Origin of the sequence: Pseudomonas spartinae (assembly GCF_965197125.1) — a bacterium.
In the GTDB taxonomy this organism is placed as follows: Bacteria; Pseudomonadota; Gammaproteobacteria; order Pseudomonadales; family Pseudomonadaceae; genus Aquipseudomonas; species Aquipseudomonas composti_A.
The window spans coordinates 359,438-383,998 of the sequence record NZ_CBDAMB010000002.1 but is presented as its reverse complement, the minus strand read 5'-3'; the positions used below and the strand labels follow the sequence as shown (position 1 = coordinate 383,998).

The window sequence follows — 24,561 nt, the reverse complement described above, 5'->3', positions numbered from 1 at the left end:
CCTTACCAGCTAAAGATTTCCCATGAGGGGATCAACATGTCCGGATCGTCCGAACGTATGAAGTTGCCGTCGCTGCCATCGGCGCGAACCAGAAAATAGGGTTTGCCGTTCTTCGGAGTGACCTTGATGGCGTAGAGAAAGCCATTGACCCGGTATTCCTGAATGGTGCGATCGCCGTCCTGGCGGATGGTCACGTCTGGATCGGCGGACACCGGATCCTCGGCGTGACTGGCAAGTGGGACGCAGGCCAACAGACCGACCAGCAAAAGGCGATTCAATGTACCCATGATAACCTTGCTCCTTGATATTCACCGATGCAGCCATTCTAACAGGCCGCTGAAAAACTACCTGCGTTGCCATTGCTGCGTTAAAACAGGCTCGGAATGCTCATTTACAGCTTGTAAACTCCGCTTCCTCGCCTGTTTTAGCCTTGCACTGGCTACCTCGCCCACGTTTTTCAACTACCTGTTAGCTGCACCCGCCGAAAAGGTTGATCTCGCGCATGAGCCAAGCCCCCCTCGTTCTGGTCGACGGTTCCTCGTACCTGTACCGCGCCTTCCACGCCCTGCCGCCGCTGACCACCTCCAAGGGCCTGCCCACCGGAGCGGTAAAGGGTGTGCTGAACATGCTCAAGAGCCTGCGCAAGCAGTACCCGAACAGCCCCTTTGCCGTGGTCTTCGACGCCAAGGGTGGCACCTTCCGTGACGAGCTGTTCGCCGAGTACAAGGCCAATCGCCCGTCCATGCCGGACGAGTTGCGTGTTCAGGTCGAGCCGCTGCACGCCAGCGTGCGCGCCCTGGGGCTGCCGCTGCTGTGCGTGGAGGGTGTTGAAGCTGATGACGTGATCGGCACCCTGGCACGCCAGGCGGCCGCGGAAAAACGCGACGTGGTCATCTCTACCGGCGACAAGGACATGGCGCAGCTGGTCTGCCCGCACGTTACGCTGGTCAACACCATGACCGGAAGCGTCTATGACGAAGGTGGCGTAAAGGAGAAATTCGGTGTCGGTCCCGAGCTGATCATCGATTACCTGGCCCTGATGGGGGACAAGGTCGACAACATCCCGGGCGTGCCTGGCGTCGGCGAAAAAACCGCGCTCGGCCTGCTGGTCGGCATCGGCGGCGGCCTCGATGTGCTCTACGCCAACCTCGACAAGGTGCCCGAGCTGCCGATCCGCGGTGCCAAGGGTTTGCCGGCCAAGCTCGAGGAACATCGCGAGATGGCCTACCTGTCCTATCAGCTGGCGACCATCAAGACCGACGTGCCGCTGAATATCGAGATCGACTCGCTGCACCCGGGTGAGCCGGATCAGGCAGCGTTGGTCGAGCTGTACGGCCTGCTGGAGTTCAAGAACTGGCTGGACGATCTGCTGCGCCAGAACAAATCGCTGGCAGCCAAGGCTGCTGCGCCGGCCGGTGATCTGTTCGCCGAGCCGGCTGGCGAAGCCGCCGAGGAGGCGCCTGAGCCTGCGCCGGCAAGCACCGGTGACTATCAGCTGGTGCTGGAGCAGGCGCAGTTCGACGCCTGGCTGAAGAAGCTGGAGCAGGCCGAGCTGATCGCCTTCGACAGCGAGACCACCAGCGTCGATGCGCAGCAGGCGCAACTGGTCGGTCTGTCCTTCGCGGTCAAGGCCGGCGAGGCCGCCTACGTGCCGCTGGCCCACAGCTACATGGGCGTACCGCAACAGCTTGACCGTGATGCCGTGCTCAAGGCGCTCAAGCCGATCCTCGAAGATCCGGCCAAGGCCAAGGTCGGCCAGCATGCTAAGTACGACATCAATGTCCTGGCCAATGCCAGCACGCCCATCGCCGTGCAGGGCGTGGCCTTCGACACCATGCTCGAATCCTACGTGCTGGACTCGACCGCCACCCGCCACGACATGGACAGCCTGGCGCTGAAGTACCTGAACCACAGCACCATTCGCTTCGAGGACATCGCCGGCAAGGGCGCCAAGCAGCTGACCTTCGACCAGATTGCCCTGGAGCAGGCCGGCCCCTACGCTGCCGAAGACGCCGACGTGACCCTGCGTCTGCATCAGGAGCTGTGGCGCCGGCTCGAAGCCGTGCCGTCGCTGGCCAAGGTGCTGTGCGACATCGAAATTCCCCTGGTGCCGGTGCTGGCGCGTATCGAACGCAACGGCGCATTTGTCGATGCCAAGCTGCTCGGCGAGCAAAGCGTTGAACTGGGCGACAAGCTGGTGGAGCTGGAGCGCAAGGCCTTCGACATCGCCGGCGAGGAGTTCAACCTGGCGTCGCCCAAGCAACTGGGCGTGATCCTCTACGAAAAACTCGGTTACCCGGTGATCAGCAAGACCGCCAAGGGCCAGCCTTCCACCGCCGAGGCGGTGCTGGCCGAACTGGCCGAGCAGGACTTCGAACTGCCCAAGGTGCTGATGCAGTACCGCTCCCTGAGCAAGCTCAAGAGTACCTACACCGACAAGCTGCCGGAGCAGATCAACCCGCGCACCGGGCGTATCCACACCAGCTACCACCAGGCTGTGGCCGCCACTGGCCGCCTGTCGTCGAGCGACCCGAACCTGCAGAATATCCCGATCCGCACCGCCGAAGGCCGACGCATCCGCCAGGCCTTCGTCGCGCCCAAGGGGTACAAGCTGATGGCGGCGGACTACTCGCAGATCGAACTGCGGATCATGGCCCACCTGGCCAAGGATGAAGGTCTGCTGGATGCTTTCCGCCATGACCTGGACGTGCACAAGGCTACGGCCGCCGAGGTCTTCGGCGTGGCACTGGACGAAGTGAGCAGCGATCAGCGGCGCAAGGCCAAGGCGATCAACTTCGGCCTGATCTACGGCATGAGCGCCTTTGGCCTGGCCAAGCAGATCGATGTCGAGCGCAAGGAGGCGCAGGCCTACATCGACCGTTACTTCGCCCGCTATCCGGGCGTGCTGACCTACATGGAACGCACCCGTGCCCAGGCCGCCGAGCAGGGTTACGTGGAGACGGTCTACGGCCGTCGCCTGTACCTGCCCGAGATCCATGCGCAGAACCAGGCCATGCGCAAGGGCGCCGAGCGCGCGGCGATCAACGCGCCGATGCAGGGCACCGCAGCGGACATCATCAAGCGCGCCATGATCGCCGTGGATGGCTGGTTGCAGGATAGCGGCATCGATGCGCGCATCATCCTGCAGGTGCACGACGAACTGGTGCTGGAGGTGCGTGAGGAACTGATCGACGAGGTCAGCGCCAAACTCAAGAGCCTGATGAGCGGCGCTGCCGATCTGGAGGTGCCACTGCTGGTGGAAGTGGGCGTCGGTGCCAATTGGGACGAGGCACACTGAGGACCTGTGCCGCGGCGCAAAGCCGCGGCCGCTCTAGCGTCGGGTTTTCAGGTAATCAAACGGCGCTTTCTTATTGCAAATAGTTTTTAAGAAGGCGATGAACTTTCCGCAAATCCACCCGGTCAGAGTTCATGAATGGCCGTTAAGCCGTTCAATGCTCCTTTGTTGTGTTAAGTGTTGGCAGACATCTGAACCCCGCCCTAGCGGTTCAGACCTTGAACCCCGAACTTCTCCCTCCCCATACGAAGCTCGGGGTTTTTTTTGCCTATAGAAAACTGCCGCTAGCGGCATTCTGATGACCCTCTCCCTCAGGGAGAGGGTGCCCGAAGGGCGGGAGAGGGGGCGGATTGCACCGGCTACATGGCTGTGATTCCGTAGGGTGCGTGCGCACCGACTATTCCCAATGGTCACTGTGCGCACAACACACCCTACGACTTATTCCTCTGCGGCTTCCTCATCCTCTTCCGGCAACAGATCCAGCCAGCCGGCCAGCACCATCTGCGCCTCTTCCACGCCCATGCGTTTGGGTGCCGAGAACAACTGGATGCTGATGCCCTCGCCCCACTGCTTGCGAATGTCCTGACGCACCTTGAGCAGCGCGTTCTTCGCTGCGCCGAACGCCAGCTTGTCGGCCTTGGTCAGCAGGATATGCAGCGGCATGCCGCTGGCCACCGACCAGTCCAGCATCATGCAGTCGAACTCGGTCAGCGGATGGCGGATGTCCATCATCAGCACCAGGCCGCACAGGCTCTCGCGGCTGCCCAGATAGGCTTCCAGATGTTTCTGCCAGTGCTGCTTGAGCGGGATGGGCACCTTGGCATAGCCGTAACCGGGCAGGTCGACCAGGCGACGCTCGTCATCCAGGCGGAAGAAGTTGAGCAGTTGCGTGCGTCCCGGCGTCTTCGAGGTGCGTGCCAGGCTGGCGTGGGTCAGGGTGTTGAGCGCACTCGACTTGCCGGCGTTGGAACGGCCGGCGAAGGCGACTTCCAGGCCGCTGTCCTCGGGGCACTGATCGACCTTGGCGGCACTGATGAGGAAGCTGGCCTGCTGGCACAGACCGATGATGGGATTCTTCGGGAGCATGGGGGTATCCGGTGGAAGCCTCGAATCCCGTTCAGTGGTTCGAGGACTTGCGACATTTCCGCGCACCTGCTGCACGCCAGGTGGCGCGGCAAGCGGCGTCGTTTCCGTTTCAGCATTGCCAGTATATAATGCCGCAGATTTTGTGTGCGCTTTGTCCCACCCGCAGGACCCGATTGCCAGGAGCGATTACATCTCTGCTCGATAGAAAGCAGGACGTTCCTCCCCTGATGAGGTTGATCTGATGAAGAAAATGCTGCTCGCTGCTGCCGTTATGGCCCTGTCTTTCAACGGCTATGCTGCTCAAGATGCGCAAGCTGTATTCGACCGCACCTGTGGTGTTTGCCACAATGGCCAGCTTCCCATGGCGCCCAAGAAAGGCGACAAAGCCGCATGGGAGCCGCGCCTGGCCAAGGGCATGGATACACTGGTGCAGAGCGTCACCAATGGTTTGAATGCCATGCCGCCGCGCGGTATGTGCATGGACTGCACGCCAGAGGATTACCAGGCGGTCATCAAACTGATGTCCGAATGAGTAAGCCCGGCCGATAACCCTTTCTCTCTTAGCCGTAGTTGGATTAGCTGATGAACAAAGTACTCGTGAGTCTGCTGTTGACCCTGGGCCTCACCGGCGTGGCTCAGGCCGCCGGCGATGCCGAAGCCGGTCAGGGCAAAGTCGCTGTCTGTGGTGCCTGCCATGGTGCCGATGGCAACAGCCCCGCGCCAAACTTCCCCAAGCTGGCCGGTCAGGGCGAGCGTTACTTGCTCAAGCAGCTGCACGACATCAAGTCCGGCAATCGCCAGGTCGTCGAGATGACCGGCCTTCTGGACAACCTCAGTGATCAGGATATGGCCGACATCGCCGCCTATTTCGCTAGCCAGAAGATGAGCGTCGGCGCTGCCGATCCCAAGCTGGTCAAGCGCGGTGAAGAGCTGTTCCGCGGTGGCAAGCTGGAAGAAGGCATGCCGTCCTGCATCGGTTGCCACTCGCCCAACGGCGCTGGCCTGGCTGCCGCAGGCTTCCCGCACCTGGGGGGGCAGCATGCCCAGTACGTGGCCAAGCAGTTGACCGACTTCCGCGAAGGCAACCGCACCAACGACGGTGACGCAATGATCATGCGCTCCATCGCTGCCAAGCTGAGCAACAAGGATATCGAAGCTGTGTCCAGCTTCATCCAGGGTCTGCACTGATAGACCGCCGTTGCTTTTGGCAAGACAAAGGGTGGCTTCGGCCGCCCTTTTTCATATGCGTCATGGCTACAATGGGCGGAACCGGCCCAGCGCTAGCAGGTCATAGTTTCGAATCGCCACTAGGGCGACGCTTATCCAGTCAAGGAGTACCCCCATGCGTAACCTGATTTTCGGCGCCGCTCTGGCGATCAGCAGCCTGTTCGGCCTAACTGCCCATGCCGAACCGGTGGCCGGCCAGCAGTACGTGGAGCTGAAGAGCCCGGTACCGGTGTCCAAGCCTGGCAAGGTCGAAGTGGTCGAGCTGTTCTGGTATGGCTGCCCGCACTGCTATCAGTTCGAGGCGACCCTCAATCCCTGGGTCGAGAAGCTGCCGGAAGACGTCAATTTCGTTCGCGTACCGGCACTGTTCGGGGGTATCTGGAACGTACATGGCCAGGCGTTCATTACCCTGGAAATGATGAAGGTCGAAGACAAGGTGCATGACGCCGTGTTCAACGCCATCCACCAGGAGAGGAAGAAGCTGGCCTCGGCTGAAGAGTTCGCCGACTTCGTCGCCACTCAGGGTGTCGATCGTGATGCCTTCCTCAAGACCTTCAATTCCTTCGCCGTCAAAGGCCAGATGGAAAAGGCCAAGAAGCTGGCCATGGCCTACCAGGTCACTGGCGTACCGGTCATGATCGTCGGTGGCAAGTATCGCTTCGACCTGGGCTCGGCCGGTGGCCCGCAGCAGGCCCTTCAGGTTGCTGACTACCTGATCGGCAAGGAGCGCGAGGCGCTCTAGGCGGCCGTAGGCGCCAAGCATGCTGCGCCGCTGGCGAAAGACACGTGCGGTTGGTCTGTGCGATCCACAGATCAACCCGCACTGCTCGCCCCATACCGACTGGCCAGCCGACGGCCTGCTGCGTCTGCTCAGTTTCAACGTCCAGGTCGGCATCAATACCCAGCGTTATCACCACTACCTGACTCGCAGCTGGCAGCACCTGTTGCCCCACGCCGGCCGCGCCGGCAATCTGCAGCGCATCGGTGATCTGCTCACCGATTTCGATCTGGTGGCCTTGCAGGAGGTCGATGGCGGCAGCCTGCGTTCGGGCTACGTCAATCAGGTCGAATACCTGGCCCAGCAGGGCGCCTTTCCCTTCTGGTATCAACAGCTCAACCGCAACCTCGGGCGCTTGGCCCAGCACAGCAACGGCGTCCTCAGTCGTTTGCGTCCCAGTTTGCTGGAAGATCATCCACTGCCAGGGCCGCCTGGGCGGGGTGCGATTATCCTGCGCCTGGGCGAGGGAGAACATGCCCTGGGGGTAGTGATGATGCATCTGGCGCTGGGCGCCCGCACCCGCACTCGGCAACTGGCATACATTCGCGAGCGCGTCAGCGAGTTTCGCCATCTGGTGCTGATGGGCGACATGAACACTCATGCAGTCGACCTGCTGGAGAATTCCCCGCTACGCGATCTGGGTCTGCTCGCTCCACAGGTCGAGGCGACCTTTCCCAGCTGGCGCCCACAACGCTGTCTCGATCATATTCTGCTCAGCTCCGAGCTCGAGCTGGGGCGCGTCCACGTCCTCAGTCAGCCGATTTCCGACCACCTTCCCGTGGCCGTGGAAATCCGTTTGCCGGAAGCACAGAATGGCGCGCGAATGCCTATGCTGAAGACGCCATTTCCCGAGTAAGCCGTATGAGCGATGACGCGCAACGCTGGAAAGACAAGTACCTGAGCCGCCTGGAGCAGCAGGAGAAGCTCGACCGCCGTTGGGAGTCGCGCCTGGACCTGCTGCGTCGTGGCCTGGTTCGCAGCAGTCTGGCGGCCGAAGGTGCCGATAAGGCAGTCGATCAGTGCATGCAGGAGATGCGCGAGATCCTTCGGCGTGACGATATGGACGTCGCTCTGGACGGCCTGATTCCGCGTTTGGAAAGGGCCGTGCTGGATTCCGAGCAGCGCCGCCAGCAGCGTGCCGATGAAGCGGCCGCCGCGCTGGCTGCCTTGATCGAACAACTGCAGCGCCTGCAGCCGCCGCGGGAGGTGCGCAAGGCCCTCAAATCACTGGGCAAGCAGCTACAGGACGCCACCAGCCATCAGTATCTGTTGCCGGCAGTGCTCAGCCAGCTGAGTAACCTGCAGGGCCAGGCGCTGCAGGTGCTGCAGGTGCCCGTGCAGGAGCAGCCGGGCCTGTTGCAGCGTTTGTTCGGTTCGCGCGCAGATAACAGCGACGCCAGCGACGATTCGTCGGGTCGTGTCGCCGAAAGCGCTACCATCGACGAGACGCCCCCGCCAGCCTCTGCGCCAACGCCAACGCCAACGCCAACGCCGGCACCTGTGACTGCGGCTGCGCCTTTGCTTTCAGCGAGTGAACTGCCTCCCAGCGCACCTGGGGTTGCCGCGGCAGTTGGCCAGCACCAGGTCCACGATGCCTCGCCCGTGCTCGACAGCCTGCCGTTGCCGCCGGGTCTGGTGCCGCAGGAGGAGGTTGGCGACGGTCCTTTCTCCCTGCCCAGCAGTGAACCCGGTTACAGCGCCGTGGCGCCGCATATCGCCAGCAGCTTGCGCAATCTGCTCGATGAGCTGGAGCTCCCGGCGCGTCATCAGCCGCAGGGTGAAGCGCTGCGCCTGCGTCTGCAGGGCAACCTCAACTGGTACGAACTGGTGCCGGTGCTGGACGATCTGGCGGTGTTGGTGCTGGCCGTCACCGACAGCGGTCAGCGCGAGTTCGCCGGTTACCTCAAGCAACTCAACGAGCGCCTGGCCGCCTTCATCGAAACCCTCAGCCAGGCGCATGAGGGTTACAGCGCCTCGGCCGAGAGTGCGCGCAGCTTCAACCAGCAGTTGCGTGATCAGGTCAGCGACCTGCAGAACAGCGTGCAGGAAGCGGCCGACCTGGAATCGCTCAAGCAGGCGTTGGAACAGCGTCTGGAAGGTTTGCTACAGAGTGTCAGCAAGCATCAGCGTCAGCGCGACACCAGTGAGGAAGATGTGGCCGAACGGCTGCAGGGTTTGGTCAAGCGTGTCGCCGAGATGGAGGCGGAGGCGCAGCAGTTCCGCCAGCATATCGAGGAGCAGCGCCAGAAATCCCTGCTGGACCCGCTCACCGGCCTGCCCAATCGTGCCGCCTGGAGCGAGCGCCTCGACCTGGAAGTGGCCCGTCGCCAGCGCTACGGCGGTCAGCTGCTGTTGGCCGTGCTGGATATCGACCACTTCAAGCGGATCAACGATGGCTACGGTCATCTGGCGGGTGATCGGGTGCTGAAGATCATCGCCGGCGAGCTCAACAGGCGCCTGCGCAAGACCGACTTCATCGCCCGTTTCGGTGGTGAGGAGTTCGTTCTGCTGATTCCCGCCACGCCGATGGAAGGCGGTCTTCAGCTCCTGGAGACGCTGCGGGCCGCGATCGAAGCGTGCCCGTTTCACTTCAAGGGCGAGCCGGTCACCATCACCTTGTCCGCCGGTATCGCCGAGTTTCGCAATGACGAGGCTGCCGAGGTCACGTTCGAGCGCGCCGATCAGGCGCTGTACCGTGCCAAGGGCGCCGGGCGTAATCGAGTCGAGCAGGCCGTCTGAGCCCGCAGCTTATGCTGCGGCTCGCCATCATCCCTAGGACGTCGCTTTTGCCGAGCGCTGGCTCGCCGTTGAGGCAGACCGTGTCCGTGGGGCATGGTCGTCCTCATCTTGCAATGGAACCTCGTTGCCCTGCGCGTCATACAGCTTGCCGTCGATGAAATGGTCGCCGTCGTGCAGGGCGGCAATGTCGTGATAGCGCAGGCTGCGCTCGGTGCCGGCGACGAACACCGACTGTTGATCCGAGTTGCCGGTGGTGAAGTGGTTGAACAACAGGTTGAGCAGGATCGCCATGATCGCCGCCGAGCTGATACCCGAGTGGAAGATGGTTTCGAACCAGGCCGGGAAGTGGTGGTAGAAGCCCGGCATGGCGATAGGGATCATGCCGAAACCAATGGAGGTGGCGACGATGATCAGGTTCATGTTGTTGCGGTAATCGACCTTGGCCAGGGTGCGGATACCGCTGGCGGCCACGGTGCCGAACAGCACGACCCCGGCACCGCCAAGCACGGCGGTCGGCACGGCGGCGATCAGGCGCCCCATCACCGGCAGCAGCCCGAGAGTGACCAGAATCAGTCCGGCGGTAGCGACCACGTAGCGACTCTTTACACCGGTCACCGCCACCAGGCCAACGTTCTGAGCGAAGGCACTCTGGGTGAAGGAGCCGAACAGCGGGGCGAACATGCTGGAGATCATGTCGGCGCGCAAGCCGTTGCCCAGGCGCTTGGCGTCCACCTTGGTGCCGATGATCTCGCCGACCGCGAGGATATCGGCCGAGGTTTCCACCAGGGTTACGATCACCACGATAACCATCGACAGGATCGCCGCGACCTTGAACACCGGCATGCCAAAGTGCAGAGGTTCGGGCATGGCCAGCAACGGCCCGTTCAGCACCTGGGAGAAGTCCGCCATGCCCAAGGCCACGGCAACCAGGGTGCCGATGATCATCGCCAGCAGGATCGACAGGCGCGAGATGCTCGCGCTGCCGACCTTGCTCAGCAACAACACGGTGGCCAGGGTGAAGGCGGCCAGGCCGATGTTGGCCATGCTGCCGAAATCCGCGGCACTGCTGTTACCGCCCATGGCCCAGCGCGCCGCCACTGGCATCAGCGTCAGGCCGATGGTGGTGATGACGATACCGGTCACCAGCGGTGGGAAGAACTGGATGATGCGGGAGAACGCGGGCGTGATCAGCAGCCCGATCAAGGCCGCGGCGATCACCGAGCCGAGCACCACCGGTATGCCTCCGGCACCATCGCCGCCGATGATCGCGATCATGGTCGCCACCCCGGCGAAGGAAACCCCCTGTACCAGCGGCAACTGACAGCCGAAGAAGGGCAGGCCGAGGGTTTGCAGGAGGGTGGCCAGGCCTCCGGCGAACAGCGATGCGGCGATCAGCAAGCCGATGTCGGCGGGCAGCAGGCCGGCAGCCTGGCCGATGATCAGGGGCACCGCGACGATTCCGCCGTACATGGTCAGGACATGCTGCAAACCATAAGCAACGTTTGCGCTGATACCGAGATTCTCATCCTCAGGACGCTGGGTGGCGGGCGTGCTGTTGGGGCTGGAAGTCATGGGAAAACTACTCGCTGTTGTTCTTGTGCGGTCAATTTAGACATTTTGTTGTCATTATGGCTACTGCTTTGTATACATTTTTGCGAATGGTAGTTTTCAGAACCGATACAGGCGTACGAGTCATAAAGTTGTCTGTTTCGACAAGGTTGCTCGAGTCTGACCGTCTTGCCGACTCGCGAGGCGACCCCGCCAGGCCCTAGACTATGCAGACTCGTCAGCGGAGATACCCATGGACATCTTCAGCATCGCCGTGCTGATCTTTTTGGTCACCGATCCTTTCGGCAATATCGCCATCTACATCGCTGCATTGAAGAACGTCGAGCCACGCAGGCGGCTGTGGATTGCCGCGCGCGAGCTGCTGTTCGCCCTCGGTCTGCTGCTGTTGTTCCTCACCTTTGGTGACAAATTCCTCAGCAGCCTAGGGCTGTCGCGGGAGGCAACGGCGATTGCCGGCGGTATCATCCTGTTCGTCATCGCCATGCGCCTGATCTTCCCCAGCCCGCAAGGCCTGCTCGGTGACGTGCCGGACGGCGAGCCGATGCTGGTGCCGCTGGCCACGCCGGCGGTGGCCGGGCCCTCGGCTCTCGCGGTGCTGATGACGCTGCGCAATACCCACACCGGGCCCCTCTGGGAACTCTATCTCGCGTTGATCCTGGCCTGGGCGGCGACGGCATTCATCCTGTTGCAGGCATCGTTTCTGCAACGGTTTCTTGGTAATCGCGGGTTGATGGCGGTGGAACGTCTGATGGGCATGTTGTTGATCATGCTCAGCGTCGACATGCTGCTGGATAACCTGCAGAGCGTATTCGGTCACGCATGAAGTCTCTCTGCCTCACCCTCGTTCTCGTTCTGCTGGCCGGTTGCACCGGTGGGCTGCGTATCGACGACAGCCACACGGCAACTGGCCAGAACAGCCGCGTGCAGTACATCGTGTTGCACTACACCTCCGCTGACCTACAGCGCTCGCTCGAACTGCTGACGCAGACCGAGGTGAGCAGTCATTACCTGATTGGCGACGCGCCGCCGACGGTCTATCGCCTGGTGGACGAAAATCGGCGTGCCTGGCATGTCGGCGTCAGCGAATGGAAGGGACGCACCTGGCTCAACAGCACCACCATCGGTATCGAGCTGGTCAACCAGGGTTACTACCAGACGCCGACGGGCCGCTACTGGCAACCCTTCGCGCCACAGCAGATCGATACCCTGATCGTGTTGCTCAAGGACATCGTCAAGCGTCACCAACTGCCATTGGGGTCGATCATCGCGCACAGCGATGTGGCGCCGCAGCGCAAGGTCGATCCGGGGCCGCTGTTTCCCTGGAAACGTCTGGCGGACGAAGGGCTGGTGCCCTGGCCGGACGAAGACGCCGTGGCACGTCAGCAGGCGCTGTTCAACAGCAGCCTGCCCAGCGTGCAGTGGTTCCAGGAGCAGTTGGCGCAGAACGGTTACACGGTGCCGCAGAACGGCGAGCTGGACGAGCAGACGCGTAACGTCATCGCCGCCTTTCAGATGAAATATCGCCCGGCCAACTATGATGGCCAGCCGGACGCCGAAACCGCCGCGCGCCTGCTGGTGCTCAATCTGCAGGCCACGCGATAGTCATCAGCTGGGCGTCGTACCGATCAGCCGAGAGTCGGCCAGCGCCGCGCTGCGGTGAACGGTGGCGGCCTGGTATTCGGGGTCTGCGAGCATGCTGAGAAAGGCCGCTGACGAGGGGTAGCGCACCAGCAGAAGCAGATCCCAGTGCTCGTCCTTCGGCGCGATCAGCGCCAGGTGCACGTCAGCCATTACCTGCACCTCACCGCCCACCCCTCGGACCTTGCTCAGCGCAGTGCGGCTGTAACGCGCATAGGCTTCGCGCCCGCTGCACGGCGCATGCTGGCTGTCCGCGTGGTATTCGGCCTGGCTGTTGAAGCGAAGCAGATTGAGCATCAGGATCGGCGCATTGCTGGGCATGCGCTCGGCGAACGCCAGCAGGTCCGCTGGGTCAGGGTTGATGCTGGGCATGGACTGTCCTCGGCTGGCTTTTTGCTGAGCCTCTCGCCTGCGCTCGGGCACGGCAAGTGCTATCGATTTGCCTGATAGCCGATCATCGGTTCAGCCCAATGCGCCGCCGCGACTTGGCCGCGCGATGCCGCCAGGCATGGGGTCATGCGCTGGCTCGAATGTGGATCGGTTGCCTGCTGCCGGTCTCCAGCCCTGGAGTGCGGCCCTTGCGGACCGCTGTTGCGCTAGCCCGCCAGCTCGCTCAGGCGTTGCCCCAGTAGCTTGAAGTCGTAGGGTTTGACGATGCTGTTGGTGGCCGCCGCGCTGTCGCGGGCACGCACTTCTTCGAGCAGCTCCCGCTCGTTGTAACCGCTGGCGAACAATACCGGCAGTGTCGGTCGCAGCAGGCGCGCGGCGGCTACCAACTCGCGTCCGTCCATTCCGGGCAGGCCGATATCGCTCATCAGGAGATCGAAGTGCTGCTCGCTGCGCAGCAGTTCCAATGCACTAGGGCCGTCACGCAGGGCGTGGACGTGATAGCCGAACTCCCCGAGCACTTCAGCGGTGAGTTGGCGCACGACATCGTCGTCCTCGACCAACAGAATGGTCTTGGTGGCAGCACAAGTGGTTTCGGTCATCGGCGTCTCTGTTTTCGCGCGCAGAATGCGCAAATGTTTGGCAAACTTCGGTGAATGCGCGCGGTCAGTGTGCCATACGCCTTCCCCGGATAGACAAGAAGAAGCGAGACAATCATCGAATGGACGTCCCAATGTCGAATGAGTCCGCAATGGACGAGATGGGTTTTCGCCGAATTCTCAATCGCAACGTAGGCCTGCCGCTTGGCCTTGGTCTGGTTGGCGCGTTGTTCTTCGCGGTGCTGATCGGCTACCTGCTCACGGCGATCCGCTGGGTCGAGCACTCCGACCAGGTGCTCAATCGGGCTAGCGAGATCTACAAGCTGACGCTGGATATGGAGACCGGCATGCGTGGTTTCCTGCTCAGCGGTGAAGAGGTGTACCTCGCACCCTATGAGCAGGCGCGGGGGAAGTTTCGTCCGCAGACCGAGCAACTCGTCGACTTGGTGTCTGACAACCCTCCGCAGGTGCAGCGTCTCGAGCGCTTGCTGGCCATGCAGGAACAGTGGGATCTGTACGCTCAGGAAGTCATTGGCAGCCGTCGCGAGGGCGGCAACTTCATGGCGGATGTAGGGCGTGGCCGTGGCAAGAATCTCACCGATGGCATGCGCCGGGAACTCGATACCTTCATCAACAGCGAGCGTGAATTGCGCCAGCAGCGTAATGCTGAAGTAAGCAGCACCACGCTCTGGGGGGCTGGCATCTATCTGGTGGTCAGCATCCTGTTCAGTGCGTTGCTGGCGCTGTTCGGACGCCGTGAGCTGCTGAACCTTTCGCAGACCTATTCGCGGGCAATGGCCAGGCAGACCGAGTATGCCGATGAGCAGCAGCGCCGCGCCTGGCTCGGTGGTGGCCAGACGCTGTTGGCGGAGCGCCTGCTGGGCCAGCCGCAGGTACAGGAGCTGGCCGACCGCACGCTGGAGTTCTTTGCCGAGTACCTCGATTGCATGGTCGCGGCCCTGTATCTGCGCGATGCCAGCACCGGCGACTTGAAGCGCGTTGCCGGCTACGGCTTCAGCGAGGACGCCAGCCTCAAGGAGCACTTCTATCGCGGTGAGGGCCTGATCGGACAAGCCGCCCGCAGTCGTCGTCTGGTCTGTTTGGACAACTTGCCTGCGGATTACATCAAGGTCGCCTCGAGCCTGGGTGAAGGCCAGCCCGTCAGCGTCGCGCTGGCGCCGCTGCAGTTCGAAAACAGCGTCAACGGCGTGGTCGAGCTGGCGTTCATGCGTGCACTGGAGCCGCGCGAGCGCGAGTTTCTCGAAGCCATCACCAGCAGTGTCGGCACGGCCCTGGAGGCTGCGCGTTATCGCCAGCGCCTGCAGGAGGTGCTGGATGAAACCCAGCAGCTCAACGAGGAATTGCAGACCCAGCAGGAGGAACTGCGCGCCGCCAACGAGGAACTGGAGCAGCAGGCCCGCGTGCTCAAGGAGTCCCAGGCTCACCTGGAGACCCAGCAGGCCGAGCTGGAGCAGACCAACGAGAAGCTCTCCGAGCAGGCTCAGGTCCTCGCCGACCAGCGCGACGAGCTGGATCAGCGCAATACCACCCTCGGTCGCATCCAGGCGCAGCTGGAGGAGCGTGCCGAGGAGTTGCAGCGCGCCAGTCGCTACAAGTCCGAGTTCCTCGCCAACATGAGCCATGAGCTGCGCACGCCGCTCAACAGTTCGCTGATCCTGGCCAAGCTGCTGGCGGAAAACGCCAATGGCAACCTCAACGACGAACAGGTGAAGTTCGCCGAGTCGATCTACTCGGCCGGCAACGACCTGCTCAACCTGATCAACGATATTCTCGACATCGCCAAGGTCGAGGCCGGCAAGCTCGAAGTGCGGCCCGAGCGCACGCCGCTGGGCAACATGCTCGAAGGCCTGCGCGATGTGTTCATGCCGCTGGCTGGCGAGCGCAGCCTGAGTTTCGAGATCGAGCAGCAAGACCAGCTGCCGCAGGTGTTGTTCACCGACCGTCAGCGCGCCGAGCAGGTTCTGCGCAACCTGCTGTCCAACGCCTTCAAGTTCACCGATCGCGGCGGCGTGACCCTCAGCGTGTCGCGCCATGACGATCATTATCTGGCATTCGCCGTGCGTGACACCGGTATCGGTATCGCTGCAGATCAGCAGCAGGCGATCTTCGATGCCTTCCGCCAGGCCGATGGCACCACCAATCGCCGCTATGGCGGCACGGGCCTCGGCCTTTCCATCTCGCGAGACCTGGCCGGATTGCTCGGCGGCTCCATCACCGTCAGCAGCGTGCCGGGCGAGGGCAGTACCTTCACCTTGCTGCTGCCGGAACGCATGCCTGAGATCGGCGCTAGCAGGCCGGCGGCCGCCCCTGTCGCGGCCATGCAGGCGACGCTACCCGCAGCGCCTGCGGCCGCCGTTGTGCCGCCGCCGATGCCAAGGCAGCGGGCATCATTCGCCGATGATCGCGAGCACCTGAGTGAGCGCGGTGGGCGCCGCGTGCTGGTGGTGGAGGACGAAGTGCGCTTCGCCCGCATTCTCTTCGACCTGGCGCACGAACTGGGTTACGCCTGCCTGGTCGGCACGTGCGCCGACGAAGGCCTGGAGCTGGCGCGGCAGTACCGCCCGGACGCCATCCTGCTCGACATGCGCCTGCCCGATGGCTCCGGCCTCGGTGTGCTGCAACGTCTGAAAGACGATGCGCAGACTCGCCACATCCCGGTTCACGTGGTCTCGGTCGAGGACCAGAGCGAGGCCGCGTTGCACCTGGGGGCGGTCGGTTACGCGCTCAAGCCCACCAGCCGTGATCAGCTCAAGGAGGTCTTCGGCAAGCTCGAGGCCAAGCTCAACCAGCAGGTCAAACGTGTGCTGCTGGTCGAGGACGATCCGCTGCAGCGTGACAGCGTTGCCCGCCTGATCGGCGACGAAGACATCGAGATCACCGCTGTTGCGCTGGCCGGCGAAGCACTGGAGAAACTGCGCGACACCGTGTTCGACTGCATGATCATCGACCTCAAGCTGCCCGACATGCAGGGCAACGAACTGCTGCGGCGCATGGCCGAGGAGGACATCTGCTCCTTCCCTCCGGTGATTGTCTATACCGGGCGCAACCTGACCCGTGACGAAGAGGCCGAGCTGCTCAAGTACTCGCGCTCGATCATCATCAAGGGCGCGCGCTCGCCGGAGCGCCTACTGGATGAGGTGACCCTGTTCCTGCACAAGGTCGAGGCCGAGCTGTCCAGCGAGCACCAGAAAATGCTCAAGACCGCGCGTAGCCGCGACAAACTGTTCGAAGGTCGCCGCCTGTTGTTGGTGGACGATGACGTGCGCAACATCTTCGCTCTGGCCAGTGCACTGGAGCAGAAGGGGGCCACGGTCGAAGTCGCCCGCAACGGCCACGAAGCTCTGGCCAAACTCAAGGAGTGCGAAGACATCGACCTGGTGCTGATGGACGTGATGATGCCGGAGATGGACGGCTACGAAGCCACCCGGCTGATTCGTCTGGAGCCGCGCTGGAAGAACCTGCCGATCATTGCGGTGACGGCCAAGGCGATGAAGGATGACCAGGAGCGTTGCCGTGAAGTCGGCGCCAACGACTACCTGGCCAAACCCATCGATCTGGATCGTCTGTTCTCTCTGATTCGTGTGTGGATGCCCAAGCTGGAGCGTCTCTGATGCCTGACGAAATCGAGCTGCGCCTGCTGATTGAGGCGATTTACCTGCGTTACAGCTACGACTTTCGCGATTACTCGAAAGCCTCGCTCAAGCGCCGCGTGAGCCAGGCGCAGGCTCAGCTCGATTGCGCGACCATCTCGGCATTGCAGGAGCGCATCCTGCACGAGCCGCAGGCGTTCATGCAGCTCTTGCAGTACCTCACCATTCCGGTCAGCGAGATGTTTCGCGACCCCGAGTACTTCCTGGCCCTGCGCGAGCAGGTGGTACCGCTGCTGCACACCTACCCGTCGCTGAAGGTCTGGGTGGCTGGCTGCAGCACCGGCGAAGAGGTGTATTCCCTGGCCATCCTGCTGCACGAGGAAGGCTTGCTCGAACGCACCATGATCTATGCCACCGACATCAATCCGCATTCGCTGGAGAAGGCCGAACAGGGCATCTTCGCGCTCGACCAACTGCGTACCTACACCCAGAACTACCAGCTCTCCGGTGGCAAGCGAGCGTTCTCCGACTACTATTCGGCGGCCTACGACCGGGTGCTGTTCGACAAGTCGCTGCGGGCCAACGTGACCTTCGCCGATCACAGCCTGGCCACCGACAGCGTGTTCGCCGAAACCCACCTGGTGTCGTGCCGCAACGTGCTGATCTACTTCAATCGCGATCTGCAGGATCGTGCGCTGGGCCTGTTTCACGATTCCCTGTGCCATCGCGGCTTCCTCGGCCTGGGCAGCAAGGAAAGCCTGGATTTTTCCGCCTATGCCCGGCAGTTCGAAGCGGTATCGCGCCCCGAACGGATTTTCCGCAAACGATGAGCCGCCAATCGATCAACCTGCGCGGTCAGGTTCGGGCTCCCCTGCAGGCGTTGCTGATCGGTGCGTCGGCCGGTGGCGTCGAGGCGTTGCTGACCCTGCTCGAGGACCTGCCGCTGGACTACCGGCTACCGGTGGTCTGCCTGCTGCATCAACCGGATCGCAATGACAGCCTGCTCGCCGATCTGCTCGAGCGGCGCCTGACCTTGCCCGCCAAGGAGGCCGAGGACAAGGAATACCTGCGTCCAGGTTGGGTTTACGTGGCGCCAGCCGGCTACCACCTGTCCATCGAGACCGATCGCAGCTTCTCCCTCAGTCGCGAGGAGCCACGGCATTTCTCGCGGCCGTCCATCGACATTCTTTTCGAGTCCGCTGCCGATGCCTATGGCGCGCAGCTGGCCGCGGCCTTGCTCACCGGTGCCAACGAGGATGGCGCGGCCGGTCTGCTGGCGATCAAACAGGCCGGTGGCCTGACCCTGGTGCAGGACCCAGCCGACGCGCAGGTGCCCACCATGCCCAATGCAGCCCTGGCGCTGCTGAAACCGGATTTTCTCCTGCCTATCAATGCCATGCGCCTGCTGCTGGCCGAACTGGATGCCCTGCCATGCTGAGGAAGATTGATGCCAAGGTGCTGATCGTCGACGATCTGCCGGAAAACCTGCTGGCCCTGAGCTCGCTGATCCAGACCGAGGATCGCATCATCTTCCAGGCCAGCAGCGCCGACGAAGCGCTGTCGCTGTTGCTCGAACACGAATTCGCCCTGGCCATTCTCGACGTGAAGATGCCGGGCATGAACGGTTTCGAGCTGGCCGAGCTGATGCGCGGCACGGAGAAGACCAAACACATTCCGATCATCTTCGTCAGCGCCGTGGGCCGCGACATGGACTACGCCTTCCGTGGCTACGAAAGCGGCGCGGTGGATTTCCTGCACAAGCCGCTGTCGCCCTTCGAGGTGCGCAGCAAGGTGGCGATGTTCGTCGAGCTGTACCGCCATCGCAAGGCGCTGAGCCTGCAGCTGGAGGTGGTCGAGGCCGCGCGTCGTGAGCAGGAGGCGTTGCTCGTCGAGTTGCGCGAGACGCAGGGCGAACTGCAAAAGGCAGTGCAGATGCGCGACGTGTTCATGTCCATCGCCTCGCATGAGCTGCGCACGCCACTCAACGGTCTGATCCTCGACGTGCAGCTGCGCAGGCTGCGCCTGGAACAGGGCCGCATGGAGGCCTTCACCCCGGACAAGCTGCTGGACATGGTGGCCCGTGACGAGCGGCAGATTCGTAGCCTGAGCCGTCTGATCGACGACATGCTGGATGTCTCGCGCATTCGTACCGGCAAGCTCTCCGTGCGCCCTGAGCCGGGTGATCTTGGTGTACTGGCCGGCAATGTGGTGGAGAGTCTGATGTCGCAGTTCGCCCATAACGGCAGCCGTATCGAACTGCAGGTCGACGGTCCGGCGCCGGTGATGATGGACGAATTCCGTATCGAGCAGGTGCTGGCCAACCTGCTGACCAACGGCCTGCGCTACGGCGGCGGTAAGCCGGTGTCGGTGCGCGTGTGGGTGGATGGCGACACAGCACGTGCCGAGGTCCGCGATCAGGGCCTGGGCATTTCCGAAGCCGATCAGCAGCGGGTGTTCGAGCAATTCGAGCGCGTTTCCGGCAACAGCGTCGCTCAGGGCCTGGGCCTCGGCCTGTTCATCAGCGAGCAGATTGTCCAGGCACATGAGGGCCGTATCGAGCTGAGCAGTCGCCTCGGCGAGGGTTCCTGTTTCTGCGTCGTGCTGCCGCTGCACGGTTGATCGTGCAAATTGCACGCACCTGAATTCATGCATCTTGCAAAGTGCATGGGGAAGGCGATTTGACATTGGTTTAAGTGTTTGATTTATAAGGATTTTATCCGAATAAGGATGTTGGCATGAGCGCTGCAGTATCAGTCATGTAAGTCCCCGACTGACCTGCTGATGGAGAAGCGTCATGAACAACGTCGTCCGGCTGAGCCTGTTTTGCGTCGCTGCATTGCTGGTCAACGGGGCTTACGCCAAGGATTTCACGGGTTCGGCTGGCGCCAGCGCCAAGACCGCTGAGTTCACCATTTCCAACTCGCCGGTGTGGGAGTCGCGTGTCGCAGTGCGCCAGCAAGGCGACATGGCGCAGCGCTCCCAGCCGACCCGGGCGGTCGGTGCCATCGGTGACGACGCTCAGTGGCTGCGTATTTCCGATGATGGCGGCGCTGTGCCCGCCAGCCGTGAGCCGCGCCTTGCCAACAACACCCCGCGCTGGGTGTTCTGACCGACAAGGAGTCTCGCCATGTCCAGAAGTGCCATCCTGTTGTTGATCATGACCTTGTCGAGCCTCGCCGTGCTGTGGTTGAGCCCGGGTCTGGAAGAGGGGGTCGCCATGTTGCTCAAGGGCGCTAGCGTTATTTTCGGCCTGGGTTTTCTGGGTGCACTGATGGCCGGTCGGCGCATCAAGTTCGACCCGGTATTGCGCTGAGCCTGCGCCACAGCGCTGCCCTCGAAGATAAGAACGCCGCGAAGATCGCGGCGTTTTTTATTGTCCGGGTTTCGTTGGCTCGCGCGGTGTGACCTTCACACCGGCAGACTGAAGTAGAAGGTTGCGCCTTCACCTGGACGTGAATGCACGCTGAGCTTACCGCCATGCAGTTGCGCGATCTCCCGCGCCAGGGCCAGGCCCAGGCCGACACCACCCTTGCGCCGGCCGACCTGAACGAAGGGCTCGAAGATCCGCGCCTGCTGCTCGAACGGGATGCCTTCGCCCTGATCCTGCACGCTGACGATCACCTGCTCGTCATGGCGGCGTACCTGCAGGCGAACCGTGTCACCCGGATTGCTGTAGCGCAGCGCATTGTCGGTCAGGTTGGTCAGCAGCCGTTCCAGCTGTGCGCTGTCGAGGCTGAGGTGCGGCAGCGGTTGCTGGATGTCGCAGAGCAGTGTCACGTCCCGTTCTGCGGCTTTTTCGGCAAAGCGCAGAGGCATCTGTTGAACCAGCTCGCCGAGGTCGCAGGGGCGGCGCTGCAAGGTCTGTACGCCGTTCTGGTAGCGCGAGAAGTTGAGCAGGTCGTCGATCATTCGCACCAGGCGATGCATCTCCTCGTCGACCGTGCGCATCAGCTCCTGCTCGCGCCCGCCCGACGGCAGGGTGATGCGCTCGCGCAGCAGGCTGAAGGCCATGTGCATGCCGGTGATGGGTGTGCGCAGCTCATGGGAGGCACGCAGGATGAATTCGCTGCGCACGCGCTCGAAGGCGCGTTGCTTGGTCACGTCTCGCAGCACCATGACGGCGCCCAGGCTGCCACCCTCGCGCACCTGCACCGGTGTCAGGGCCCAGGCCAGCACTCGGGTTTCACCGTCACGTTCGATCTGCAGGTCGGCCGGTGGCTCCTGCAGCAGTTCGCCTGCCAGCACCTGATGCAGTGCCTTGTCCACCGCGTGCTCAGGTAGCAGCTGGCCAATCGGCTGGCCCTGGATATCGGAGTCTTGAGACAGCTGGCGCAACGCCACTGGGTTGGCGTGTTCGATGTGGCCTGCGGCATCGAGGATGATCAGGCCATCGTCGATGCTGTCGAGCACCGCCTTCAGGCGGCCCTCGCTGCTGAGCAACTGGTTGAGGTTGCTCGAATGGTATTTGCGCAGGGCTTCGGTCATCAGGCCGAAGCGGCGGCTCAGCACGGCCAGTTCGAGCACCGGCGAGACCGGTAGTACCACGTCGTATCGGCCTTGGCCGATCTGGTCGGCGGCACGCGCCAGCATGTCGATCGGTGTGCCGAAGCGGCGCGCGATGCCATGGGCGGTGAGCACACCGATCGCCAGCACTGCCAGGCCGGTCAGCACCAGCAGCCCGACGATCAGCTGGGAGCGTTCGCCAGCCTTGCTCTCGGCCGCGATGACCCACGCCACGACCTGATCCTGTTGCCCCAGCAGGTGGTCGCGCAGGCGCTGGAAGGCTTCGGTAAAGGGTTTGTAGGAGCCCAGGCCGTACGGCGTCTCGCCAGGTGGGGAGCCGTTGCTGGCCGCCTCTTCCATCTCGTCGTAAAGCGTCGCGGCGCGTTCCAGGCCGCGAGCGTAGTCGGGGCCGAGGTCGGAGTCGATTGCTGCCTCGAGCGTGGCGCGGAACGACTGGCGGGCAGTCTCGAGGCGCTGTGGATCAGGCTGCTTGTCGAGCAGCACGATCAGTTCGTCGCCGAGGTGCTGGCGCAGCCTCTGGCCGATCTGTACGGCATCGAAGCCGCGCTGGATCAGTTCGCTCTGGCTGCGCGCCATCTGCGTCACGCTGAACAGGCCGAGTAGCAGGCCCAGCAGCGCCACGGTGATCAGCGCGGAGATGCTAAGGAACAGTCGCGTGCGAAGCTTCATCGACAGCTTCATGGAGATCCCGTGGTCAGAGGTTGTACTGCTTGCGTTTGCGGTACAGGGTCGAGGTATCGATACCCAGCGTCTTGGCCGCCATGTCGAGGGTGCTGCTGCTGGCCAGCACGGCGGCGATATGTGCCTTCTCCAGCTCTTCGAGGCTCATCGCAGCACCGACCCGCACGGCGCTGTTGGGCGCCTCGCTGCTGCCGCCAAGGCCGAGGTGGCTGACCTCCACGGTCTCGCTCTGGCAGATGATGCTGGCGCGTTCGATGACGTTACGCAGTTCGCGGATGTTGCCTGGCCAGTGATAGGCCTGCAGGGCGGCACTGGCCTCGGCGCTGAAGCCGCAGGCAGGGCGGCCGTAGTCACGGACGAAGCGGACGAGGAAGCGTTCGGCCAGGGACATCACGTCCTCGTGACGCTCGCGTAGCGGCGGCAGCTTGAGAGTGATGACATTGAGGCGGTACAGCAGGTCTTCGCGGAAGCGCCCCTCACGCACCATCTCGTCGAGGTCCAGGTTGGTAGCGGCGACGATGCGTACGTCGGCGCGGCGGGTCACCGGGTCGCCGACGCGCTCGTATTCCTTGTCCTGAATGAAGCGCAGCAGCTTGGGTTGCAGGGCCAGCGGGAAGTCACCGATCTCATCGAGGAACAGGGTGCCGCCATCGGCCTGGCTGACGCGGCCCTGGGTGCTCTCGCTGGCGCCGGTGAAGGAGCCGCGGGCATGGCCGAACAGCTCGCTTTCCATCAGCTCGGCCGTCAGCGACGGACAGTTGATGGTCACGCAGGTGCGTTTGGCGCGGCGGCTCCAGCCGTGGATGGCGCGGGACAGCTCACCCTTGCCGGTACCGGATTCGCCGAGGATGAGGATATTGGCGTCGGTGGCGGCGACCTGACGCGCGGTTTCCAGAATCGCCATCATCGCCGGGCTGTTCGAGTCGAGCCCGTCCTTGACCTTGCGTACCTCGCCTTCCAGGGCTTCCAGGCGTGCGGCCAGGGTGCGTACTTCGAGCTGCTTGGCCGCAGCCAGGCGCAGTTGATCCGGGGTGCAGGGTTTGACCAGGTAATCGGCGGCGCCGGCTTGAATCGCGTCGACCGCGGTATCCACCGCCGAGTGCGCGGTGACGATGACCACGCGCATCCATGGCGCCTGAATACGCATCTGCGCCAGCAGGTCCAGGCCGTTGTCCTCACCCAGACGCAGGTCGAGGAAGCACAGGTCGAACACCTGACGATGCAGCAGCGCTTCGGCCTGCGCCGCACTGCTGGCGCCGGCAACGTCATAGCCTTCGTCTTCCAGGCAGTAGCGGAAGGTCCGCAGGATTGCCGCTTCGTCGTCCACCAGCAGAATTCGTCCGCTGGTCTGCTCTGAAACTGCCATGTATGTGCTCCGTCTGACTGGTCAATGCAGCTTAGTCAGGTAAAAACCATGCAAGTTGCACGGCCTGACTGCGTCAATACTGCACCCTGCATGCAGGCAGGATGCCTTTGATTTTGTTAAGTGTTTGTTTTTAAGAGATTTTATTTGTATCGGTCGGCTGGCACGGGGCTTGCGATATTCCTTCACATCGTCTCACGAACAGGAGTGACGCAATGCCCCCGTTCAAACCCTTGTTACTGGCCGCCGGTACCGCGCTGATGCTCGGGCTGACACCGCTGGCCAGCCACGCTGCCGAAGGCCAGCTGTCATCGCAGCTCGAGGCTGCACGCCAGGAAGGCTCCATCTGGACCGCCTTCGCCCTCAACCGTCACCTCAACCCGTTCAAGCTCGACATCGCTGTGGAGGATGGCGAGGCCACCCTCAGCGGCAAGGTCGAAAGCGAAGTCCAGAAGGATCTGGCCGAGCAGGTGGCGCTGAGCATAGAGGGCATCGACGCGGTGGACAATCGCATCGAGGTTGTCGGTGAATCAGCCGAAGGCAATCCCCCGGGTCTGGTCCAGCGTCTGGAAGACGCCAGCCTGGCGGCCACGGTGAAGTCCAAGCTGCTGTGGAACAGCAATACCCGCGGCCTGGATATTCAGGTCAAGAGCGAGACCGGCAACATCACCCTCAGTGGCCATGCCCAAACCCCGGCGGCCAAGGAACTGGCAGGCCAGCTGGCGGCCAACACCGATGGTGTGCGCGAGGTGTTCAACCACCTCAGCATCAGCACCGCTGACAGCTCCAGCAGCGAAGTGCAGACCTCCCTCGACGAGGCGCGCGAGAACATCAGCGACGGCTGGATCACCAGCAAGGTCAAGGCCAGCTTCCTCTATAGCCGCAACCTGGATGCGCTGAACATCTCGGTGAACACCGACGACGGCCTGGTCAGCCTGCGCGGTAGCGTGCTGAGCAGTGCCGAGAAGCGTCTGGCGGTCGAGATCGCCCGCAACATTCGCGGTGTACGGGGAGTCGATGCCGACGCCCTGCGCATCAGCAGCTGAATTCAATCATCGTGGCCG

The 24,561-nt window shown here is 62.9% G+C and carries 22 protein-coding genes; 15 read left to right on the top strand and 7 right to left on the bottom strand.

Annotated elements, in window-relative coordinates; translation table 11 throughout:
• Positions 1 to 2: 2 nt before the first annotated feature.
• A complete protein-coding gene (locus ACN8M7_RS05610; protein ID WP_061238958.1) occupies positions 3 to 287 on the bottom strand; it encodes a DUF2782 domain-containing protein in 285 nt (94 codons plus the stop codon).
• A 215-nt stretch (positions 288 to 502) separates the two neighbouring features.
• Here ACN8M7_RS05610 and polA point away from each other — a divergent pair, with 215 nt between their 5' ends.
• Entirely contained in the window at positions 503 to 3,298 is a 2,796-nt protein-coding gene (gene polA / locus ACN8M7_RS05605; protein WP_490260052.1) for a DNA polymerase I, read from the top strand.
• 435 nt (positions 3,299 to 3,733) lie between these two features.
• Here the strand turns inward: polA and yihA are convergent, their stop codons facing one another.
• A complete protein-coding gene (yihA, locus tag ACN8M7_RS05600; RefSeq protein WP_061238960.1) occupies positions 3,734 to 4,381 on the bottom strand; it encodes a ribosome biogenesis GTP-binding protein YihA/YsxC in 648 nt (215 codons plus the stop codon).
• Positions 4,382 to 4,622: 241 nt separating this feature from the next.
• On the opposite strand from yihA, the gene ACN8M7_RS05595 reads away from it, so the two are divergent.
• From ACN8M7_RS05595 to ACN8M7_RS05575, 5 genes are all read left to right on the top strand, one after another.
• The gene (locus ACN8M7_RS05595) at positions 4,623 to 4,913 is read left to right on the top strand and encodes a c-type cytochrome (RefSeq protein ID WP_061238961.1); all 291 of its coding nucleotides are present in this window, start codon (positions 4,623 to 4,625) and stop codon (positions 4,911 to 4,913) included.
• A gap of 50 nt (positions 4,914 to 4,963) precedes the next feature.
• On the top strand, positions 4,964 to 5,569 hold the full coding sequence (locus ACN8M7_RS05590; RefSeq protein WP_061238962.1) for a c-type cytochrome: 606 nt from the start codon (positions 4,964 to 4,966) through the stop codon (positions 5,567 to 5,569).
• 154 nt (positions 5,570 to 5,723) lie between these two features.
• Entirely contained in the window at positions 5,724 to 6,350 is a 627-nt protein-coding gene (locus tag ACN8M7_RS05585; protein WP_061238963.1) for a thiol:disulfide interchange protein DsbA/DsbL, read from the top strand.
• Positions 6,351 to 6,369: 19 nt separating this feature from the next.
• Positions 6,370 to 7,242: an endonuclease/exonuclease/phosphatase family protein gene (locus ACN8M7_RS05580; protein WP_490260051.1), complete on the top strand. Its 873-nt coding sequence runs from the start codon at positions 6,370 to 6,372 to the stop codon at positions 7,240 to 7,242.
• A gap of 5 nt (positions 7,243 to 7,247) precedes the next feature.
• Positions 7,248 to 9,125, top strand: a complete 1,878-nt coding sequence (locus tag ACN8M7_RS05575; protein ID WP_490260050.1) for a diguanylate cyclase — start codon at positions 7,248 to 7,250, stop codon at positions 9,123 to 9,125.
• A gap of 33 nt (positions 9,126 to 9,158) precedes the next feature.
• Here the strand turns inward: ACN8M7_RS05575 and ACN8M7_RS05570 are convergent, their stop codons facing one another.
• A complete protein-coding gene (locus ACN8M7_RS05570; protein ID WP_490260049.1) occupies positions 9,159 to 10,697 on the bottom strand; it encodes a nucleobase:cation symporter-2 family protein in 1,539 nt (512 codons plus the stop codon).
• Positions 10,698 to 10,926: 229 nt separating this feature from the next.
• On the opposite strand from ACN8M7_RS05570, the gene ACN8M7_RS05565 reads away from it, so the two are divergent.
• A complete protein-coding gene (locus tag ACN8M7_RS05565; protein WP_490260048.1) occupies positions 10,927 to 11,517 on the top strand; it encodes a MarC family protein in 591 nt (196 codons plus the stop codon).
• Positions 11,514 to 12,296, top strand: coding sequence for an N-acetylmuramoyl-L-alanine amidase (locus ACN8M7_RS05560; RefSeq protein ID WP_490260047.1), 783 nt, complete (start codon positions 11,514 to 11,516; stop codon positions 12,294 to 12,296). Before ACN8M7_RS05565 ends, ACN8M7_RS05560 begins: the two co-directional genes overlap by 4 nt.
• A 3-nt stretch (positions 12,297 to 12,299) precedes the next feature.
• Here ACN8M7_RS05560 and ACN8M7_RS05555 read toward each other — a convergent pair whose 3' ends face one another.
• On the bottom strand, positions 12,300 to 12,704 hold the full coding sequence (locus ACN8M7_RS05555; RefSeq protein ID WP_490260046.1) for a DUF1330 domain-containing protein: 405 nt from the start codon (positions 12,702 to 12,704) through the stop codon (positions 12,300 to 12,302).
• Between the two features lie 224 nt (positions 12,705 to 12,928).
• Positions 12,929 to 13,321 (bottom strand): response regulator, encoded by a 393-nt coding sequence (locus ACN8M7_RS05550; protein ID WP_490260045.1) that lies wholly within the window; start codon positions 13,319 to 13,321, stop codon positions 12,929 to 12,931.
• A gap of 131 nt (positions 13,322 to 13,452) precedes the next feature.
• Between ACN8M7_RS05550 and ACN8M7_RS05545 the strand changes: the two genes are divergently transcribed.
• From ACN8M7_RS05545 to ACN8M7_RS05520, 6 genes are all read left to right on the top strand, one after another.
• Positions 13,453 to 16,950: a response regulator gene (locus ACN8M7_RS05545; protein WP_490260044.1), complete on the top strand. Its 3,498-nt coding sequence runs from the start codon at positions 13,453 to 13,455 to the stop codon at positions 16,948 to 16,950.
• A complete protein-coding gene (locus tag ACN8M7_RS05540; protein ID WP_061238972.1) occupies positions 16,950 to 17,759 on the top strand; it encodes a CheR family methyltransferase in 810 nt (269 codons plus the stop codon). Before ACN8M7_RS05545 ends, ACN8M7_RS05540 begins: the two co-directional genes overlap by 1 nt.
• Positions 17,756 to 18,367, top strand: a complete 612-nt coding sequence (locus ACN8M7_RS05535) for a chemotaxis protein CheB (protein ID WP_061238973.1) — start codon at positions 17,756 to 17,758, stop codon at positions 18,365 to 18,367. The genes ACN8M7_RS05540 and ACN8M7_RS05535 overlap by 4 nt, the downstream gene beginning before the upstream one ends.
• Positions 18,361 to 19,548, top strand: a complete 1,188-nt coding sequence (locus ACN8M7_RS05530) for a hybrid sensor histidine kinase/response regulator (protein WP_490260043.1) — start codon at positions 18,361 to 18,363, stop codon at positions 19,546 to 19,548. The genes ACN8M7_RS05535 and ACN8M7_RS05530 overlap by 7 nt, the downstream gene beginning before the upstream one ends.
• Positions 19,549 to 19,723: 175 nt before the next feature.
• Complete coding sequence (locus ACN8M7_RS05525) at positions 19,724 to 20,038, top strand: hypothetical protein (RefSeq protein WP_490260042.1); 315 nt, start codon at positions 19,724 to 19,726, stop codon at positions 20,036 to 20,038.
• 18 nt (positions 20,039 to 20,056) lie between these two features.
• Positions 20,057 to 20,242, top strand: coding sequence for a PA3371 family protein (locus ACN8M7_RS05520; protein ID WP_490260041.1), 186 nt, complete (start codon positions 20,057 to 20,059; stop codon positions 20,240 to 20,242).
• Positions 20,243 to 20,337: 95 nt separating this feature from the next.
• Here ACN8M7_RS05520 and ACN8M7_RS05515 read toward each other — a convergent pair whose 3' ends face one another.
• Positions 20,338 to 22,134 (bottom strand): ATP-binding protein, encoded by a 1,797-nt coding sequence (locus ACN8M7_RS05515; RefSeq protein WP_490260040.1) that lies wholly within the window; start codon positions 22,132 to 22,134, stop codon positions 20,338 to 20,340.
• 13 nt (positions 22,135 to 22,147) lie between these two features.
• Positions 22,148 to 23,500, bottom strand: coding sequence for a sigma-54-dependent response regulator transcription factor AlgB (gene algB, locus ACN8M7_RS05510; RefSeq protein WP_490260039.1), 1,353 nt, complete (start codon positions 23,498 to 23,500; stop codon positions 22,148 to 22,150).
• A 212-nt stretch (positions 23,501 to 23,712) separates the two neighbouring features.
• Here algB and ACN8M7_RS05505 point away from each other — a divergent pair, with 212 nt between their 5' ends.
• On the top strand, positions 23,713 to 24,543 hold the full coding sequence (locus ACN8M7_RS05505) for a BON domain-containing protein (RefSeq protein ID WP_490260038.1): 831 nt from the start codon (positions 23,713 to 23,715) through the stop codon (positions 24,541 to 24,543).
• Positions 24,544 to 24,561 lie beyond the last annotated feature (18 nt).